Below are 13,788 nucleotides of genomic sequence, written 5' to 3' on the forward strand. Positions count from 1 at the left end.
AAGGACCGAAGGGTCCGGGCCGGCGGGTGGGAGCCCGTCGGCACGTCCGACAGAAGGAACCCGCCGCCATGGTCAACGTCCACCACCCTGCACCCGGTGCACGGTCCGCAGAAGAGGGTCCGGCCCTGCCGCTGGTCCGGAGGCGACGGCTCGTGGGGGTCGACGCCGCCCGGGGCCTTGCCCTGGTCGGGATGATGTCGATCCACATCCTCCCCGCCTGGAACCCGGAGACCTACGGGGCCACGCTCCAGTGGGAGCTGTTCGCGGGCCGCGCCGCGGCCCTGTTCGCGCTGCTGGCCGGGGTGGGCCTGGCCTTCTCCTCCGGCGGGCGCACCCCGCACCGGGGCCGGACGATGACCGCGGACCGGGTGGGACTGCTCGTCCGGGCCGTGCTGATCACCGTGGTGGGGCTGCTGGTCAACCAGGTCATGCCGTGGGACCCGCCCGCGTACGACATCCTCGTCTACTACGGCATGTTCTTCCTGCTGGCGATCCCCTTCCTGCACCTGCCGGTGCGGGTGCTGTTCGGCCTCGCCGCCGCGGCCGCCGTCGCGGGACCCGTGCTGATGCAGGCGCTCCGCGGAGTGCTGCCCGCGTTCGAGGTGTACAACCCGACCTTCGCCGACGTGCTCGCCGAGCCCGGGACCGTCCTGGCCCAGGTCCTGTTCACCGGCACCTATCCGGCGGTCCCGTACCTGGCCTATCTGCTCGCCGGGATGGCCATCGGCCGGCTGAACCTGCGGGCCGTGCGGGTCCAGAGCCGGCTGCTGTGGGCGGGGCTCGCGCTGGCCGCGGGCGCGTGGCTGGTGTACTGGGTGCTGGTCCTCCAGGCCGGGGGCTACGACCAGCTCATGAGCTCCACCCCGTGGCTGAGCGAGGACCAGATCGACGAGATCATCGTCTGGGGACCGGACCCGGTGCTGCCCGACACCTCCTGGTGGTGGCTGCTGGTCCCCGGCCCGCACACCAACACCCCGGTGGCGATCCTGCACGACCTCGGCTCCGGCGCCGCCGCCCTGGGCCTCTTCCTCCTCGTGGCGCGCCGGGCCGGTGCCTGGCTGCTGCCGCTGAGCGCGATGGGGTCGATGACCCTGACGCTCTACTCGGCGCACCTGCTGGCCCTGGCCGCCATGCTCCACTACGAGGTGCCGCTCCTGTGGCTCTTCATCCACGTGGCGGTCGCGGCGCTGTTCGCGGTCGCCTGGCACCGCTCCTTCGGGCGAGGCCCGTTGGAACGGGTCATGGCCCGGGCCGCCGGCGCCGGGCGCGGTCTGGTCCTGGGCGCCGGTCCGCACGCCGCGGCGGACCGATGACGTCGTCCCGCTCGGGGACGTGCGGAGGGCTCAGATGGTGGCCAGCTGCGTCGGACGGGCAGCACCGTGGTGCAGCCGGGCGACGCGCTGCACGGACCAGCACAGCAGAACGACGAGCAGCACGTTGCGCGTGGTCAGAACGGCCGCCATCACCGGGTGGGCGTGGATGAGCGGGGTGTAGAAAAGCGGATAGATCACGAACGTGGTGACCGCGATGCCCATCAGCAGCGCCGCCGGCGTCCGCCACCGCTGCCAGTCGTGCACCAGGCCGGCCACGACGACCGGGGCGAGCCAGATCATGAACTGCGGGGATCCCACCTTGTTGAACACGATGAAGATCGTGGTCATCATCAGCGCCCCCTCGAAGAAGAGCTCCTCCCGCTCGGCCCCGCGCCGGAGCGCACGGACCAGCAGGACCGCCCCCGCGAGAACGGCGAGCACGAGCAGCGGCTGCATCAGGAGCGCGACGACCTCGGTGCCGGGGCCGTAGACCTCCGTGGAGTTGATGGCCACGTTGTCGGCCATCCTCGCCCCGGCCACGTCGAAGACGCTCAACCACACCCACGGGGTGGAGAACGTGGCCTCGAGCTGCATGCCGCGCTCTCCCTGGTTGACCAGGAAGTCCGCGATGTGCCGGAGGCCGCCCGAGAGGTACGTGCCCAGCACCACGGCGGCGGTGACACCCACCCCGGCGGCCACCACCTGGGCGCGCTGCCGGCAGGCGATGAACAGGGCGAACAGGACGGCCGCCGGCCACACCTTGATCCACGTGGCGATGCTCAGCAGCACGGAGCCGAGCACGGGCCGCTCGGCCGCCCAGAGCAGGCCGACGAGCACGATCGGGGCGGCGATGCCCTCCACCCGGGCGAAGCCGAGGTAGCCGAGGAAGACGGTGAAGAAGAGCCACCACCACGCCGGGGCGATGCTCCGCCGGCGCCACGGGCCGCGGGTGAGGCAGACCAGTCCGACCGCGTTGAGCACGGTGATGATCAGCGTCCACACCAGGAGGTACGGTCCGTGGCCGGCGATTCCCGCCAGGAGGATCGGGATCTGCGCCAGCACCGGGTACACCCACGGGCTGATCCCGCTCTCACGATCAGCCGGGTCGTACCCGGCCATGGCCCACTCACGGTACTGCTCGGTGTCGCTGAAGGCGTCGCCGTGAATGACGAAGGACATCATCCACCCCAGGAAGTAGAGGTGGACGACGGCGAAACCCCACCACACGCTGGACGGACGGGAGAACCACGACACGACGCGGGCGGGCAGCACGGCGTCGCGGACGCCGGTCAGCCGGTCGAAGAAGGCGGCGATCTCAGGCCTCCTTCACGGCGAGCGCGGTGGCGGGGCGCCGGGTGCCCAGCTGGTACAGGCGGCGCCCCGACCACCACAGGAGCACCACCAGCAGCGCGTTGCGCAGGGTCAGCACCAGGGCCATCCTCGGGTCGTTGTGGCTCAGCTCCCAGTAGAACAGCGGGTAGACGAAGAACGTGGCCGTGGCGATGGCGATCAGCATGGCCGCCGGCACCCGCCAGGCCTTCCAGTGGTGGGTCAGTCCCACGGCCACGGCCGGAGCCAGCCACACCATGAACTGCGGGGAGCCGACCTTGTTGAACACGATGAAGGCGGTGACCATGGTCAGGGATCCGGCCAGCAGCAGCTCGGTGCGGTCGGTGTCGCCGGACCGCTCGCCGTTGCGGAGGGCCCGGGCGATCAGGACGGTCACCACGGCGGCGGCCAGCAGCAGCAGGGGCTGCATCAGCACGGCCATCGTCGCCGTGCCGGGGCCGTCGACCTGCATGGAGTTGATCTCCGTGTTCATGTACATGCGGGACCCGCCCACTCCCAGCACGGACAGCCACAGCCACGGGGTGGTGAACGTGGCCTCCAGCTGCATGCCCCGGTCCCCCTGCTGGGTGAGGAAGTCGAAGAGCCTCGGCAGCGCTCCCATGGCGGCGGCGACCCCGGCCGCGGCCACGCTGACCAGCAGTCCCGCGACGACGACCGCCACCCGCCGGCGCGTCACGGTGACGAGGGCGAGCACGACGGCCGCCGGCCAGACCTTCATCCAGGTGGCGACACTGAGCAGGACGGAGGCGGCGACCGGGTGCGCCGCGCCGTAGACCAGGGCGATGAGCACCAGGGGCGCCGTGAGCCCGTCGACGCGGGCGAAGCCCAGCCACCCCATCAGGAAGACGAAGCCCAGCCACCACCACGCGGCCGGGAACGCGTGCCGGTCCCGGCCCCAGTTCGTCAGCTTTCCCACGGCCCAGCCGTTGAGCACGGTGATCATCAGGACCCACAGGAAGAAGAACGGTCCGGGACCGGCTGCCCCGGCCATCGCGATGGGCACCAGCGCCAGCACCGGATAGACCCACGGGCTGGGTTCCGGGCCCAGGTTCTGCTCGTCGAAACCGGCCCGGGCCCACTCGCGGTAGATGTAGGTGTCGCTGAAGGCGGCGCCGGACAGGGACAGGTCCAAGGCGAATCCCAGGAACACCAGGTGCATCCCGATGAAGCCGATGAGCAGTCCCCCCGGAGATCTCGACCAGCCCTGCCACCGCGGGGTCGCGAGGCGGTTCCGGAACCGGGTGAGCATGCTGAAGGTCGTGTCCGTGGACATGGGGCAATCCTTGTCAGGGGGCGGAGTCGCAGGACCGCAGGTCCACTGCACCCCCATGCTACGTGCCCGGAACGGTCCGCGCGGATCCGTGCGTCATCTTCGGCCCGCGCATCCGTCCCGGACTCGGCTCCGGGCCGAGGACCTCGACGACACCCCACGACGCCGAGGCGCCGAGACGCCGAGGTGGCATCATGGCTGGAAACAGGCTCCTGGAGAGCGTTCTGCACCACTGTCCGCCCAGCAGTGACTCACGTAGGGGATCAGCGCACGTCATGACGGCAGGGGGTTCGCATCTGGAGGCGCCGCAGGGCCGCGGGGACCGGGCCGGCACCACCGTTCCGTGCCGCCAGGACACGTCCGGCCCCCCTGCGCGTCCTCGTGCGCACATCGCAGTCCTGCAGGGGTTCATCGGCTCCCTGATGATGCTCATCGGATCAGTCGGCACCGGGTGGATCGCCAACGGCTCACCCATGGTCCGCCATCCCCTGGTCATCGCGCTGCGGGTCGAGGGGTGGGGCGTGTACACCTGCACCGTGCTGCTGACCGTCGGCGCCATGCTGCTGGTGCGCTCCTGGCTCCGGCTCGGGCAGAGGCTCCAGGGCTGGCCGGCGGGCGCCCAGCGCTCCGTGGTGCTGGCCGTGGGCGCGTGGTCGCTGCCCCTGCTGTTCGCCGTGCCCATCTTCTCCCGGGACGTGTACGCCTACATCGGCCAGGGCCGGCTCATGCTGGCCGACCAGAACCCGTACACGACCGGCATCTCCGTCCTGGAGAACTGGTTCATGCTGGGGGCGGATCCTGCCTGGGCCGAGGCCCGGACACCGTACGGGCCGTACTTCCTGTGGCTGGCGCGGGCGGTCGTGGGACTCACGGGCGCGCAACCGGATCTCTCCGTCCTGCTCTTCCGCATCCTGGCCTGCGCCGGTGTCCTCCTGTGCGTCGTGTACGTGCCCAAGCTCGCGCAGCTGCACGGGATCGACCCGGCCCGTGCGTTGTGGATCGCGGTGGCCAATCCGCTGTTCCTCATCAGCTTCGTCGCCAGCGCGCACAACGACGCCCTGATGCTCGGGCTGGCCGTGGCGGGAACGTACTTCGCGGCCACGGGCCGCCCGGTCACCGGTGTCCTGCTGGTGACCGCGTCCATCGGCATCAAGCCGATCACCATCCTCCTGCTGCCGTTCATCGGGCTCCTGTGGGCGGGTCCCAGCGCGTCCTGGAAACGGAAGTTCGCCCTCTGGGCGGCCACGGCGGCGGTGAGCTTCGGAGTGCTGGTGCTCAGCGGCCTGCCCTATCAGCTGGGCCTCGGGTGGGTGTGGGCGATTGTGGACCCCACCCCGGGATTCACCGGGTACTCGCCCTCCGGGTTCCTGGGCCAGCAGGTCCAGCACCTCGCGGACGCGGTCCGCCTGCCCGGCGAGTCGATGGCGTCAGTGCTGCGTGACGTCCTGCAGTACGCCGCCATCGGCCTGGTCCTGCTCCTGATGTTCCGCGGCGACGACCATCAGGTGGTCCGCAGACTCGGCCTGGCCTTCGCCGCCGTGGTGCTGCTCTCCCCGATCATCCAGCCCTGGTACATCCTCTGGTTCCTCCCCTTCCTCGCCGCGACCGGGATCAGGGACAACTGGCAGATCCGCTCCCTGTACATCGTGATCACCTTCTTCGTGATCTTCGGCGCCCAGGACCAGCTGTCCGTGTGGCCCTTCATCGAGCTGGCGGTCGACGCCTCGACGATCGCGTTCGTGACCGCCCTGCTGTTCACCGCCTACCTGATGCTCCTGGATCCCCACACCCGCCACCTGCTCGTCCACGGCGGCCCGACGGGCTGGCTCGGCCGCCGGCGTCGCCGGGCTCGCTGAGCGGCTCGCCCTCCGCCACGACGCCGGGAGCCTCGCTGGAGGCCGGATCAGGCAGACCGCAGCGGGAGCCGGACGGTGAACTGCGTGCGGCCCGGACGGGACTCCACGTCCACCGTGCCGCCGTGCGCCTGCACCACCGAGCGGACGATCGACAGGCCCAGTCCGGTGCTGCCCTCCCGGCTCTGCCGGGAGGTGTCCAGACGGCTGAAGCGCTCGAAGAGCCTGCTCTGGAACTCGCGCGGGATGCCCGGGCCTGCGTCGAGCACGGAGGCCTCTGCCCAGCCGTCCGGGGTGGCCCGTACGGCGGCGGTGACCGCGGTGCCGGACGGGGTGTGCTTGCGGGCGTTGGAGAGCAGGTTGGCCAGCACCTGGTGGAGCTGGGCGACGTCCGCGCGCACGGGGACCGGTTCCTCCGGCACGTCCAGGGACCAGTCGTGGTCGGGGCCCGCGGCCGAGGCGTCGGTGAGGGCCTCGAGCACGAGCTCGCCGAGGTCCGCGTCCCGCAGCTCCGGGGGCCGGCCCTCGTCCAGGCGGGCCAGCAGCAGCAGGTCCTCGACCAGGGTGGTCATCCGCAGCGTCTGCTGCTCGACCCGGGCCAGCGAGGCGCGGCCGGTGTCGGTCAGGGGCTCGGTGAGCTGCAGCATGTCCGTGTAGCCGCGCACGGCCGCCAGGGGAGTGCGCAGCTCGTGGGAGGCATCGGCCACGAACTCGCGCAGCCGGGTCTCGGAGTGCTGGCGCGCGGCCAGGGCCGAGTCGACGTTGTCGAGCAGGGAGTTCAGGGCGTGGCCGACCTCCCCGACCTCGGTGCCGGGCCGGGCGAGCTCGGCGGGCACGTGCTGGTCGGCCAGGGAGACCTCCCCGGAGGCCAGCGGCAGACGGGCGACGTCGGACGCCGCGGCCGAGACCTGTTCCAGCGGCCGCAGGGCACGGCGCACGACGACGGTCCCGGCCACCGCCGTGGTCACCAGCGCGAGCAGACTGCCCACGGTCATGGTGGTCACGAGCTCCGCCACGGTGTCGTCGACCGACGTCGTGGGCAGCCCGGTCACCAGCACCCGGCCGCCGTTGCGGGCGACCGACTCGACCCGGTACTCGCCCACGGACAGGGCCACATCGGAGAGCCGTCCCTGCTCCGTGCCCGTGGAGCGGCGGCGGTCCCCGAAGCCCCGCTCGTCCGGGCTCTCGGCCGCGAAGGCGCCCGCGTCCCGCAGGGCGGCGACGTCCTCCTCGGGAAGCGGCGCCGGCTCCCCGGACTCGGTGCGGTAGGACGCGGTGACCACCTCGTCCTCCTGCAGCACGGCCACCAGGATGCCCACCGGCTGGCCGGGGGCGTCGAGAGGGTCCCGCTCCAGGGTCGGGTCCCCCCGGGTGAAGGTCAGCGCCCGCCCGGTGGCCTGGCGCAGGGAGCCGTCGAGCCGCTCGACGAGGTCCTGGCGGGTGAGCTCCACGATCGTGGCGCCCAGCACGAGGAGGACCACCGCCAGGAGGACGAGCACTCCGGCGATGAGCCGGGTGGCCAGGCGCAGGCGTCGCCGGGACGGGGGTGGGGGCAGGGGGCCGTGCGGCATCAGGACGCGGGTTTGATGACGTACCCGGCCCCGCGCACGGTGTGGATCATGGGGGTGCGGCCGGCGTCGATCCGCTTGCGCAGGTAGGAGATGTAGAGCTCCACGATGTTGGCCTGGCCCGAGAAGTCGTAGTGCCACACGTTGTCCAGGATCTGGGCCTTGGACAGGACCCGGCGCGGGTTCTCCATGAGGTAGCGCAGCAGCTCAAACTGGGTGGCGGTCAGCTCGACCGGCGCACCGGCCCGCGTGACCTCGCGGCTGTCGATGTTCAGCACCAGGTCCCCGACCACCAGGGTGGCGCTGTCCTGGGCGGCGGCCCCGGAGCGCTGGACCAGGCGGTGCAGCCGGATGAGCACCTCCTCGATGGAGAAGGGCTTGGTCACGTAGTCGTCCCCGCCCGAGGCCAGGCCCTCGATCCGGTCGGCCACGGTGTCCATGGCCGTGAGGAACAGCACCGGCACCTCCGGGTAGGACTGGCGGATCCGGGACAGGACCTCCAGACCGTCCAGCCCCGGGAGCATCCGGTCCAGGACCAGCACGTCGGGGGCGAAGTCGCGCGCCTGGGCGACGGCGTCGAAGCCCTCGTGGGAGATCCGGGCGTCCCACCCGCACATGCCCACGCCCATGGCCACGAGGTCGGCGAGGGCCGGCTCGTCGTCCACGACCAGCACCCGGATCGGCGAGCCGTCCGGGTGGGTCAGGCGAGGCAGCACCTCGGTGAGGACGGAGAAGCTGGAGGAGTAGGACATGGGAGCTCCCGGTGCCGGGCGGATGTGACACTGCCACTGTTGCCCACCAGATTAGGCGCACGTCCTGTGGAAGCTGTGCGCAGCCTGTGTCGTGGTGCCGGAAGTCTAAGGCGGTCCGCGCCGCCGGCACAGCTGTGGCACAGACTCCGGAAGGACAGTGGAACCACTCGGACCACTCGGACCACTCGGACCGATCGAGCCACTCATCCACCGGACACCCAGGAGCGGACATGCGCACCATCACCATCACCGACGCCGTCGAGGCGGCCGCCCGCGCCCAGTACGAGCGGGCCGCCCACCCCGGGGCGCCCCGGTGGGAGGACTGCGCCGAGTCCGACCGCGCCGTCTACCGCACCGCGGTGCGCCCGCACATCGAGGCCGCCGCCCCGTTCATCGCCGCGCGGTCCCTGCAGGACGCCGCCACCGCCTTCGCCACCACCCGCCCCAGTGAGGCTGCCCGGCGCAGCCTCGAGTACCCGGTGGTGGAGCTGCAGGCCATGGCCTACCGGCACACGGCGGCCCAGCGCCCCGTCGCGGTCCCGTCGTCGTCCACGGTCACTGTTCCCGCCGCCGCGGCGGCGCCGCGCCCGCTGCGCGCCGTTCTCGGCGCCCTCCGCCTCTCAAGGCGCCCCGGGGTCGTGTAGCCGGCCGGACGTCCGGCCGGGACGCGGATCCTGCATCACAGCGGAAGCACAGCATTCCGAAAAGCTCACCACATGCGCAAGAGCAAAGGTGGAGTGCACACCGGTCTCCCGGACCGGTCCGGCGGGCAGGGGGCCCGCCGTCGCGTCGCACCGAGGGGGCCGCTGTCATGACCGAATCCTGGGGCCACCCGCCGAGGTCCGTGCCGTGGGCGCAGACCACCGCGCGGCGGTCGGGCACTCCTCTCGCGGACGACACCACGGCAGACGTCCCGACCACCGGTTCGACGGCCCACACGGCTGCGAGCTCGACCACCGGGTCGGCCGCCCCGGGCAAGCGCCGCCTCGTCGGGGTGGACGCCGCCCGCGGCCTCGCCCTGATCGGCATGATCGCGATCCACATCCTGCCCTCGTGGGACCCGGAGACCTTCGAGCCCACGGTGCAGTGGACCGTCTTCGCCGGCCGCTCCGCGGCGCTGTTCGCCCTTCTGGCCGGCGTGGGCCTGGCCTTCAGCACCGGTGGCCGGACACCGCGCACCGGCCGGGCGATGGCCGCCGACCGGGTGGGCGTGGCCGTCCGCGCGCTGCTGATCGCGGGCTTGGGGCTGGCGATCAACCACGTGCTGCCCGGCGACACGATCGACGAGGTCCCGGCCGTCAACATCCTCGTCTACTACGGGGCCTTCTTCCTCCTGGCGATCCCGTTCCTGCGCCTGTCCGCGCGCGCCCTGTTCGTCTGGGCGGGGTGCTTCGCCCTGGCCGGCCCCGTGCTCGTGCACGTGCTGCGGGACGTGCTGCCGGCCGTTGAGCACTACAACCCCGACTACCTCGACCTCTTCGGGGACCCCGGCGCCAACGCGGCGCGGCTGCTGCTGACCGGGACCTTCCCCGCACTGCCGTACCTGGCCTACCTGCTGACCGGCCTGGCCCTCGGCCGGCTCGACCTCGCCGAGGTCCGCGTCCAGACGGGACTGGTGCTGGGCGGGGCGCTGCTGGCCGCCGGGGCCTCGTTGGCCTCCTGGGTGCTCGTCGTCCAGGCCGGCGGCTTCGACCGGCTCGTGGCCCGCACGCCCGGCCTGAACGAGGAGCTCGTCACCGACATCATCGTGTGGGGTCCCGAGCCGACGCTGCCGACGACCACGTGGTGGTGGCTGGCGGTCGGCGGACCGTACACCAACACCCCGCCGGCCCTGCTGCTGGGCCTGGGCTCGGCGGTGGCCGCGCTGGGGGTGTTCCTCCTGCTGGCCCGCCGCTTCGGTACCTGGCTGCTGCCGTTGAGCGCGATAGGCGCCATGACCCTCACCGTGTACTCCGCGCACCTGCTGGCCCTGGCCGCCGAGGTGCACTACGACCAGCCGCTGTGGTTCGTGATCCACGTGGCCGTGGCCATGGCGTTCGCCCTGCTCTGGCGCCAGGCCATGGGGCAGGGCCCCCTCGAGCGCCTGGTGGCCGCCCTGGTGCGGGTCACCCGCCGGAGCGTGCTGTCCCGGGAGCGCCGCCCGGGCTGAGGACGGCCTGCTGGGGCATGAACAGCAGGACGGCGAAGATGGCCGGCCACAGGAGGAACAGACCCAGCACCGGTTCCACGAGCTGCGGCAGGCGCCCGCCCAGGACCGTCAGCCCGATCAGCCCGGGCGGCACGAGGAACAGCTCGAACACCACGCGGTCACCGGTGGGCCGCAGCCGCCGGCGGACGCTGCCCGCCAGCAGGAGCAGTCCGAGGGCCGTGATGAGCGCCCCCGAGGCGGCGTTGGTCCAGGCCAGCTGCCCGTACGCCGCGAGGTCCCGGGGCGTCGGCCAGCCGAGGGCGGTCGTGAGGACGCCCGCGGCCGCGACCGTCGCGCAGAGCGCGAGGCCCCGCCGACGTGCTCGCTCGGAAGCCTCCATGTCCGTCCGCCTCCACGGGTCCGACTGCAGATGTCGGTCCAGTATGGGACACCGCGCCGGCCGGCCCCGGACGATGCGGTCCTTGCCGGATTCGTGGCGCACCGAGGGCCCCGCGGAGCACGCGGGTAGGCTCTCGCTCCATGAGTTCCCGCGCGGCCGGACGGCGGTTCCCGTCCGGCGCCTCCCTCTATCCGCTGGCCGCGGTGGCCATGCTCGGGGCGCTGCTCGCCGTCCTGCTCGACCTCGTCTACGTGGCGTTCCGCAGCCGCGGTGACCCCGACGCGGCGTGCGCCGCCTCCGTGCCGCGAGGAGCGGAGGTCCTTCCCGGGGAGCAGGCCGTCGGCCACCGCTCGTGGTGGCCGCCCTCGGTGGCCTGCGAGCACCCCTCCCTCGATCCCACCGCCGCCGTGGTCCACTCGCTCACGCCGGGGTCCCAGCTCGTCTTCTGGGCCGCGGTCGTTGTCTTCGCCGCGGGTCTTCTGATCGTCGGCGCCGTCTGTCTCGGCCCCGCCCACGGCCCGCGGCGCCCCGTGGACCCGGCGGGCTGACCGGCGGACCCCGTGGCCCGGCCGGCGTCAGCGGGAGCGCGGGTGCTCGCGATCCTGCTCGAGGGCCGAGAGGTCGAGCACGCTGTTGGTGCGCTCGGGCTTGTACCAGCCGATCATCTGGCCTTTGAGGGCTTGGAGGAGGGAGGCGTAGAGCAGCCAGGCGCGCAGGGGTTCGTAGATGATCCGGTAGAGGGGCACGATCAGCAGGTGGGTCCAGGACTCCTTGACCATGCGGATGGCGATGATGCAGATGATCGCGTGGATGGCCAGGACGAAGCCGGCGAAGGCGGCGATGGGCTGCCAGTTGCCGGCGGCGAGGTTGATCCCGGCCATGAGCACGGTCAGCGGCAGGAACACCAGCGGCACCACGGTGGCGAGCAGGGTGTAGGGCAGGGCGATGAGCCCGAGGAAGCCGTAGCGGGGGCGGAAGAGCATCCCGGCGTGCTTCCACAGGGCCTGGAGGTTGCCGTAGGTCCAGCGCAGGCGCTGCTTGGCCAGGCCCTGGATGGTCATCGGGGCTTCGGTCCAGGCGACGGCCTGGTTCTCCTGCACCACCGCGTACCCGAGTCTCTGCAGGGTCATGGTGAGGTCGGCGTCCTCGGCGAGGGTGTCGTGGGAGTAGCCGCCGGCGGCCTGGAGGGCGTCCTTGCGCCAGGCCGCGCAGGCCCCGGGGACGATGGAGATCGCCCCGGCCACCCCCTCGCCCATGCGGGTCACGCAGATCCCGGAGATGTACTCCAGGGACTGCCACATGGTGAGGATCCCGCGGCGGTTGCCGACCTTCACGTGTCCGGCCACGGCCCCGACCGGGCGCGTGGTGTTCTGGGCGGTGAAGTGGCGGGCGAACATCCGGATCGTCTGGGGTTCGAAGAGGGTGTCGCCGTCGAGGGTCACCACGATCTGCCCGCGGGCGGCCATGATGCCGTGGTTGGAGGCGATGGACTTCCCGCCGTTGGGCTGGGTGAGCACCCGCAGCGCCGGCCACTGCTGGGCGAAACGGCGCAGGATGGCCAGGGTGTCGTCGGTGGAGCCGTCGTCGACGGCGATGACCTCGAGGTGGGGGTAGTCGCTGGCGGCCAGGGCGGTGAGGGTGCGCTCCACCACGGGTTCTTCGTTGAACACCGGCAGGATGACCGAGACCAGGGGCAGGTCCTCCTGGGGGATCTCGGGCCAGACCCGCCGCTGCTGGCGGCGGTGGCCGATCAGGGCCAGCACCACGTAGAGGGCCGACATCAGGGTCAGGGATCCGATGCCGAACCAGAACAACCAGGTCATCACCACGTCCGGTGCCACGGTCAGCCCGGCCACGGCCAGCGCGGTGGCGTCGTCGGCCAGGTCGGCCTCCACCTCCGCATCGGGGAGGTGGTCCTGCGGCACGATCGATCCCACGGTGGCGAAGGTGTAGCCCTGGGACTCGGCCTGGGTGATCAGGTCCTTGAGCGCGGCCACCGTGGCGGTGCGGTCCCCGCCGCCGTCGTGCATCAGCACGATGTGCCCGTCTCCGTCCAGGGCGGGGAGCTGCACGGCCGTGTCGGCATCGGCCTGCCAGTCCTCGGTGTCGAGATCGAAGTCCACGTGCAGGTAGCCGAGCTGCTGGGCCTGGAGCAGGGGCAGGGCCTTGTTGTCCGGGTCGCCCGTGGGCAGGCGGAACAGCCGGGTCGCGTAACCGGCCACGGAGCGCATCTCCCGGTCCGTGCTGATCAGCTCCTGGCGGCTGAGAAGGTCCTCGGTCCAGGAGCTGGTGTGGGTCATGGTGTGGTTGCCCACCATGTGCCCCTCCCGGATCACGCGCCGGAACAGCTCCTGGTTCTCCGCGACGTTCGTGCCGATCCCGAAGAACGTGGCCGGCACGCCCTCGGCGGCGAGGACGTCGAGGATCTCAGCGGTGAACTCGGCGTCAGGGCCGTCGTCGAAGGTCAGCATGAGCGTCTTGTCCGGGACCTCCCCGAAGCGCTCCATCGCATAGGGACTCCCGCCCACGGTGGCGACCTCGTCCTCGGTGAGCACCCGGAAGACCTCGTCGCTGAACGGGTCCGCCAGCACGGTCTCGCCGTCGAGCTGCTCGACCAGGCCGATCCGCGAGAAGGGATTCGACTGGTCGCCCAGCAGCGGGATGTCCTCGGTGTCCCCGGTGGCGAGCAGCTCGCGCGGATAGCCGGGGTCCAGGTGCTCCTGCGCCTGCTCCTGGGCCCAGGTCGGCTCCAGCGCCTGTGGCAGCACCCACGCCACCGAGCCGACGAGGAGCAGGAACGCCGTCGCGAGGCAGGCGAGCAACCGGTGCCAGCGCGTGCCGCTCGGGTCGAAGAACACCGGAGGGGACTCCGCTCCCTCCGGCCGGTCCCGGCGCCGCCCTCTCCTGCCGCTCCGCCGGTCCGGACGCCGCGAGGACAGACCGTCCCCCTCACCGAGTTCGTCGGCCACAGTGCACTTCTTCCGCTCGAGCCGGGCGCGTCCCCCCGACGCACCCGTCGGCCCTTCCCCCCGGACGGACCGACACCTCGAACTGTGCCATTGCAACATAAGCGCCGGCTGAGCCGGTCGTAGCCTTGAGCTGTCGTTTGCTGTGCGCTGGGCAGGAGCGGAGCGCACAGGTTTCGTGCGGCCCG

The 13,788-nt window shown here is 72.0% G+C and carries 11 protein-coding genes; 5 read left to right on the forward strand and 6 right to left on the reverse strand.

Translation table 11 applies throughout. From position 1 onward, the window contains the following. The first annotated feature begins 68 nt into the window (after positions 1 to 68). Positions 69 to 1,313, forward strand: a complete 1,245-nt coding sequence (locus ACFYE1_RS03115) for a heparan-alpha-glucosaminide N-acetyltransferase domain-containing protein (RefSeq protein WP_387739839.1) — start codon at positions 69 to 71, stop codon at positions 1,311 to 1,313. A gap of 30 nt (positions 1,314 to 1,343) precedes the next feature. On the opposite strand, the gene ACFYE1_RS03120 is transcribed toward ACFYE1_RS03115, so the two are convergent. Continuing rightward, on the reverse strand, positions 1,344 to 2,585 hold the full coding sequence (locus ACFYE1_RS03120; protein WP_387739841.1) for a glycosyltransferase 87 family protein: 1,242 nt from the start codon (positions 2,583 to 2,585) through the stop codon (positions 1,344 to 1,346). Positions 2,586 to 2,628: 43 nt separating this feature from the next. Next, positions 2,629 to 3,936 carry a glycosyltransferase 87 family protein gene (locus ACFYE1_RS03125; RefSeq protein WP_387739843.1) on the reverse strand — a complete coding sequence of 436 codons (1,308 nt, stop codon included), beginning with the start codon at positions 3,934 to 3,936 and terminating at the stop codon, positions 2,629 to 2,631. A gap of 272 nt (positions 3,937 to 4,208) precedes the next feature. On the opposite strand from ACFYE1_RS03125, the gene mptB reads away from it, so the two are divergent. After that, on the forward strand, positions 4,209 to 5,789 hold the full coding sequence (gene mptB, locus ACFYE1_RS03130) for a polyprenol phosphomannose-dependent alpha 1,6 mannosyltransferase MptB (protein WP_387739846.1): 1,581 nt from the start codon (positions 4,209 to 4,211) through the stop codon (positions 5,787 to 5,789). 47 nt (positions 5,790 to 5,836) lie between these two features. Here mptB and ACFYE1_RS03135 read toward each other — a convergent pair whose 3' ends face one another. Together ACFYE1_RS03135 and ACFYE1_RS03140 are read right to left on the reverse strand one after the other, a co-directional pair. Then, positions 5,837 to 7,357, reverse strand: coding sequence for a sensor histidine kinase (locus ACFYE1_RS03135; protein WP_387739848.1), 1,521 nt, complete (start codon positions 7,355 to 7,357; stop codon positions 5,837 to 5,839). After that, on the reverse strand, positions 7,357 to 8,106 hold the full coding sequence (locus tag ACFYE1_RS03140; RefSeq protein ID WP_387739850.1) for a response regulator transcription factor: 750 nt from the start codon (positions 8,104 to 8,106) through the stop codon (positions 7,357 to 7,359). The genes ACFYE1_RS03135 and ACFYE1_RS03140 overlap by 1 nt, the downstream gene beginning before the upstream one ends. Positions 8,107 to 8,336: 230 nt before the next feature. Here ACFYE1_RS03140 and ACFYE1_RS03145 point away from each other — a divergent pair, with 230 nt between their 5' ends. Together ACFYE1_RS03145 and ACFYE1_RS03150 are read left to right on the forward strand one after the other, a co-directional pair. Beyond that, positions 8,337 to 8,750 (forward strand): hypothetical protein, encoded by a 414-nt coding sequence (locus tag ACFYE1_RS03145; RefSeq protein WP_387739852.1) that lies wholly within the window; start codon positions 8,337 to 8,339, stop codon positions 8,748 to 8,750. 167 nt (positions 8,751 to 8,917) lie between these two features. After that, positions 8,918 to 10,255 carry a heparan-alpha-glucosaminide N-acetyltransferase domain-containing protein gene (locus ACFYE1_RS03150; protein WP_387739854.1) on the forward strand — a complete coding sequence of 446 codons (1,338 nt, stop codon included), beginning with the start codon at positions 8,918 to 8,920 and terminating at the stop codon, positions 10,253 to 10,255. On the opposite strand, the gene ACFYE1_RS03155 is transcribed toward ACFYE1_RS03150, so the two are convergent. Further along, the gene (locus ACFYE1_RS03155) at positions 10,212 to 10,634 is read right to left on the reverse strand and encodes a hypothetical protein (protein ID WP_387739857.1); all 423 of its coding nucleotides are present in this window, start codon (positions 10,632 to 10,634) and stop codon (positions 10,212 to 10,214) included. The genes ACFYE1_RS03150 and ACFYE1_RS03155 overlap by 44 nt on opposite strands. A gap of 140 nt (positions 10,635 to 10,774) precedes the next feature. On the opposite strand from ACFYE1_RS03155, the gene ACFYE1_RS03160 reads away from it, so the two are divergent. After that, complete coding sequence (locus ACFYE1_RS03160) at positions 10,775 to 11,182, forward strand: hypothetical protein (protein WP_387739859.1); 408 nt, start codon at positions 10,775 to 10,777, stop codon at positions 11,180 to 11,182. A 27-nt stretch (positions 11,183 to 11,209) separates the two neighbouring features. Here ACFYE1_RS03160 and ACFYE1_RS03165 read toward each other — a convergent pair whose 3' ends face one another. Next, positions 11,210 to 13,603: a glycosyltransferase gene (locus ACFYE1_RS03165; protein ID WP_387739861.1), complete on the reverse strand. Its 2,394-nt coding sequence runs from the start codon at positions 13,601 to 13,603 to the stop codon at positions 11,210 to 11,212. Positions 13,604 to 13,788: the final 185 nt, after the last annotated feature.

It is taken from the genome of Kocuria nitroreducens (assembly GCF_042879195.1).
In the GTDB taxonomy this organism is placed as follows: domain Bacteria; phylum Actinomycetota; class Actinomycetes; order Actinomycetales; family Micrococcaceae; genus Kocuria; species Kocuria nitroreducens.

What these genes read in the sequence shown, in the direction of transcription:
- ACFYE1_RS03150 (WP_387739854.1), top strand. Translation starts at nt 8,918, where the DNA reads ATGACCGAATCCTGGGGCCACCCGCCGAGGTCCGTGCCGTGGGCGCAG.
- ACFYE1_RS03145 (WP_387739852.1), top strand. Translation starts at nt 8,337, where the DNA reads ATGCGCACCATCACCATCACCGACGCCGTCGAGGCGGCCGCCCGCGCC.
- ACFYE1_RS03140 (WP_387739850.1), bottom strand. Translation starts at nt 8,106, where the DNA reads ATGTCCTACTCCTCCAGCTTCTCCGTCCTCACCGAGGTGCTGCCTCGC.
- ACFYE1_RS03115 (WP_387739839.1), top strand. Translation starts at nt 69, where the DNA reads ATGGTCAACGTCCACCACCCTGCACCCGGTGCACGGTCCGCAGAAGAG.
- ACFYE1_RS03135 (WP_387739848.1), bottom strand. Translation starts at nt 7,357, where the DNA reads ATGCCGCACGGCCCCCTGCCCCCACCCCCGTCCCGGCGACGCCTGCGC.
- mptB (WP_387739846.1), top strand. Translation starts at nt 4,209, where the DNA reads ATGACGGCAGGGGGTTCGCATCTGGAGGCGCCGCAGGGCCGCGGGGAC.
- ACFYE1_RS03125 (WP_387739843.1), bottom strand. Translation starts at nt 3,936, where the DNA reads ATGTCCACGGACACGACCTTCAGCATGCTCACCCGGTTCCGGAACCGC.
- ACFYE1_RS03155 (WP_387739857.1), bottom strand. Translation starts at nt 10,634, where the DNA reads ATGGAGGCTTCCGAGCGAGCACGTCGGCGGGGCCTCGCGCTCTGCGCG.
- ACFYE1_RS03160 (WP_387739859.1), top strand. Translation starts at nt 10,775, where the DNA reads ATGAGTTCCCGCGCGGCCGGACGGCGGTTCCCGTCCGGCGCCTCCCTC.